This window comes from Streptomyces endophyticus, from assembly GCF_035798155.1.
Lineage (GTDB): Bacteria > Actinomycetota > Actinomycetes > Streptomycetales > Streptomycetaceae > Streptomyces > Streptomyces endophyticus.
Genome location: NZ_JAOZYC010000048.1, coordinates 1 through 4,029 on the forward strand (window position 1 = coordinate 1; position 4,029 = coordinate 4,029).

At 75.0% G+C, this 4,029-nt stretch carries 3 protein-coding genes; 1 reads left to right on the plus strand and 2 read right to left on the minus strand.

Annotation, left to right across the window (positions count from 1 at the left end):
• Together OKJ99_RS07810 and OKJ99_RS07815 are read right to left on the minus strand one after the other, a co-directional pair.
• Window positions 1-2,378, minus strand: a 2,378-nt coding sequence (locus OKJ99_RS07810; RefSeq protein ID WP_326015091.1) for an FUSC family protein, incomplete at its 3' end; no start/stop codon positions are given.
• A complete protein-coding gene (locus tag OKJ99_RS07815) occupies window positions 2,375-2,848 on the minus strand; it encodes a MarR family winged helix-turn-helix transcriptional regulator (protein WP_326015092.1) in 474 nt (157 codons plus the stop codon). The genes OKJ99_RS07815 and OKJ99_RS07810, both read right to left, overlap by 4 nt.
• A 202-nt stretch (window positions 2,849-3,050) precedes the next feature.
• Between OKJ99_RS07815 and OKJ99_RS07820 the strand changes: the two genes are divergently transcribed.
• Window positions 3,051-4,029, plus strand: a 979-nt coding sequence (locus tag OKJ99_RS07820; RefSeq protein ID WP_326015093.1) for an AAA family ATPase, incomplete at its 3' end; no start/stop codon positions are given.

Below are 4,029 nucleotides of genomic sequence, written 5' to 3' on the forward strand. Positions count from 1 at the left end.
GGTGCCTGCGGCTCCGGCCGCGGTTCGCCCCAGGCGGCCATCACCGCGCGGGTGCGGCGCTGCATCGGGGACGCGGGCCGCTGCGCGGCGCGGTTCCCGGTGGCGACGGGCAGGCCCGCCTGCTCGGCGTACGCGGCCAAGGTCTCGTCCAGGGCGTCGAGTTCGCGCAGCGCGGTGTGCAGGCGCTGGGCGCGCGGCCCGGACCTGGCCGGGGCCAGTTCGGTGCGCAGCTCCCGCAGGAGCGGGCTCACCCTGCGGTAGGCGCCCTCGGGCTCGCCGGTCGCGAAGAACCGGTCGAGTTCCTTGAGGGACTCGGTGACCGTGGCGGTGACGAGGCGGGCGCGTTCGACGAGCCGCGGCGGCAGGTCCACGTCTATGTCGGCGGCCGAGGCCAGGGCGCGGGCGTGGCCCGTGGCGGAGGTCAGCAGGGCGACGCGGTGCTCGGCCGCCGGGCCGCTGACGCCGACCGGCATCCGCACGAGCGGCTTGGCGACGGCCTGCACCTGGAGCAGCGCGGCGTCCACGGCGCGGGCGGCGCCGCGCAGGCGGACCGGGGTGTCGGGCTGCGTCCAGCGCTGCTCGACCTGGGCGACGACCTGGGCGAGTACGTCGACGTAGCCCCGCTCGGCCTCCTGGACGACGGTGCGGCGGGCCAGCGGGAAGATCAGGGCGGCGCAGGCGGTGGCGACGAGGACGCCGATGCCGTTGTCCAGGAGCCGCTCGCCCAGCAGGTGGTCCATGCCGCTCTCGGGCGTGGTCATCGCGTACAGCTGGCACAGGGCGACGACGAGGCCGACGACCCAGCAGGCGTAGGCGCGGGCCATGCCCCAGGCGCCGAAGGTGAGTCCGGCGACGATGACCACGAGCGTCCAGTGCACGTGGTCGCGGCCGATGAGGTGGACGAGGAGGATGCCGAGGACGGCACCGACGACCGTGCCGACCATGCGGTGGCCGAACTTCCGCAGCCGCTCATGGGTGGTGTTGGTGCCGAACAGCGTGATCATCACGCCGACGAGGCCCCAGTAGAAGCGGTGCGGGTCGATGGCGTCGGAGATCGGGACGACGATCGCGGCGGCCACGGCGGCGTGCGCGGGGACCCGGATGTACGGGATGGCGCGGCGCCAGCCGGACTCGGTGGTCCCGGCGAGCACGCGGCGGGTGGGGCCCGCCGAGCCGGGCAGCCGGTTGTTCTCCAGGGCGACGGTCGGCTTGAACGGCACCTCGGCCTCGCCCGCGACGGCGCTCGCGCCGAGCGTGAGCCAGTTGTGCAGGGCGCGGGCGAGGGAGTCGAGGAGGTGGCCGACGCGGCGCGCGAGGACCGCGGCCTCCACGTCGTCGGCGGGGGCGGCCGGGTCGGCCAGGATCGCCTCGGCGCGCTCCTGGATGTGGGCGGCGGCCGGCTGGAGGCCCTCGGCCTCGCGTATCGGGGTGTCGCGGGCGATCACGAGGCCCACGGCGAGCGCCTCGCGCAGCTGCTCGGGGACGGGCAGCCGGGTCAGCTCCTGGACGGCCTGGCCGATGCCGCGCAGCGCGAGCTCGGCGTCGAAGAGGTGCCGGTGCAGAAGCTCGGCGGCGTCCGGGTCGGCGGCGACCTCGGGCTGGGCGAGCCGGCCGTCGATCGTCACGGTGGTGATGTTGAGGCGGCGCAGCGAGCGGTCCATGCGCCGTACGGCCCGCTCCTGGTCGGAGTCGGGGTCGACGGCGTCCACGGCGGCGTCGGCGACGCGCCGCGCCTCGACGACGAAGGCGCGCTGGGTGCGCAGCAGGTCCTCACGCGGCATCGGGTAGCACAGCAGCAGCCGCGTCACGAGGACCGCGGCGGCGGACACCAGGGCGACCGCGAAGGCCTTGCCGACGAGTGCGACGGGGATGCCCGCGAGCATGCCGACCATCATGCCGTTGAACAGCATCATGCCGGTGACCAGCGGAACCGCCCCGAACCTGGCGAGCAGGAAGATCACGGCGAGCGCCGCGACCATCAGGACCATCTGCGGCAGGCGGTCGCCGTTCAGGGTCGCGCACAGCCACAGCGCGGCGGTGTACGGGAACGGCATCCACAGGATGGCGCGGGCGAGGCGGTCCCAGGTGTTCTCGGCGACCGCGAAGGCGCTCATCAGGCCCATCATCCCGGCGACCATCATGCCGATCATGTCGGGGATGCCGAGCGCCTCGGCCATCGCGTAGCCGACGGCGAGCGCGGTCACCATGGCGACGAGGGTGCGCCAGCCGGTCTGCAGCTGACCGAGTCCGGGGTCGGCCGCGAGGACCCAGTCCCACCATCTGCGGGGCCCGGCCACGCGGTGGGGTGCGAGGTCGGCTCCGGGTGGGGCTTCGTTCGCGGCGGTGTGCTGGTCCGGCAAGGTGCCCGGGGTGGTCAACTGGCCTCCGATTCGAGGGCGTTCAACAAAGTGGCGAGCGCATCCCGCGCGGCGGACACCGCGCGCTCCGGGTCGTCGACGGCGCCGTTGCCGAGGGCGGTGAGCAGGGCGGCGGCCATCCGTTGCCGTCCCGCTTCGAGCAGGGCGCGGCCCGCGGGCGTGAGCGAGGTCTCCACCGCGCGCCGGTCGTCCTCGCAGCGCCGCCGCTCCACGAGCCCGGCCTCCCCCAGCTTCTGGAGGAGCACGGTGACCCGCGGCTGCGCCATGCCGGTGTGGGCGGCGAGTCCGGTCACCCGGCACGGCCCGTCCTCCAGCGCGTCGAGCAGCACGGCCTGGCTGCGCGTGAGCCCGAAATCGCCTTCCCTGAACAGGGACTGACCGAGCTGGGCGATCCCCCGCAGGAGCCCTCGGGCGGCGCCTTCGATGCGCTGGGCGTCGACGGCGTCGACGGACCCCGGAGATAGATGCATATAGAAAGAATATACATGAGCCTTACATGCACCCGACGGCGGGGTGGGGCACATTTAAGCCCCTGCGGCGATTGAGCAGCGGGGCCCGGGGCAGCGCCCCGCGACCGCACCCCCGTGCAACCGCCCACCCCCCATCCGGCGATGTACGTATCCGCCCCGCTCCCCGCTCCCGGCGGACGCCACCTGGTGAGAAAATCCCCGCGTGGACGGGGGGATCCTCGAACGGGACCTCGAACTGGATCGACTGGCCGACGCCGCAAGGGACGCCGCACGCGGAGCCGGTTCGGTCACACTCGTCCTCGGCGAGGCCGGAATCGGAAAGTCGTCCCTGGTCCGGGCGCTGCCCACCGTGCTGCCGCCCACCGCCCGCCTCCTCGTCGGACACTGCGACGACCTGACCACCGGCCGCCCGCTCGGCCCCCTGCGCGATCTCGTCGGAAGCGTGGGCACCGATCTGGCCCGCGCCGTACGCGACGCCGGTGACCGGCACCGGATCTACGAGGCGCTGCACGCCGAGCTGGCCGGCGCCCCGCACCCCGCGGTGCTCGTCGTGGAGGACGTGCACTGGGCGGACGAGGCCTCACTGGACGCGCTGCGGTACCTGGTGCGCCGCATCGAGCGGCTGCCCGCCGTGCTCGTCCTCACCTACCGGGACGACGAGCTGGGGCGCGGCCATCCGCTGCGCCAGCTGCTCGGCCAGGTGTCGGGGGCGGCCCGCGTGCACCGCCTGCCGCTCGCTCCGCTGTCGCGCCGGGCCGTGGGCAGCCTGTGTACCGCGGCCGGGCTCGATCCGGCGCAGGTGTACGCGGCGACCTCGGGCAATCCGTTCTTCGTCGCCGAGGTCGTGGCGGCGGGCGGCACCGGCGTGGTGCCGCCGACGGTGGTGGACGCGGTGCACGCCCGGCTGCGCCGCCTCGACGACGCCGCGCGGGACGCGCTCGAGCAGCTGGCCGTGGTGCCCTCGGCCGTGGAGCGGTCGCTCGTCGACGCGCTGCTGCCGGGCGGCTGCGGCGCGCTCGCGGCGGCCGAGCAGGGCGGACTGCTCGTGGTGGCGCCCGACCGGGTGGCGTTCCGGCACGAGATCATCCGCCGCGCCGTGGCCGACTCGCTGCCCGCGGCTCGGCGCATCGCGCTCGACCGGGCGGTGCTCGCCGCGCTGGTGGCCGCGCCGGGCGCCGACC

Coding starts and splice junctions, on each gene's coding strand:
- OKJ99_RS07815 (WP_326015092.1), bottom strand. CDS start 2,848: ATGCATCTATCTCCGGGGTCCGTCGACGCCGTCGACGCCCAGCGCATC.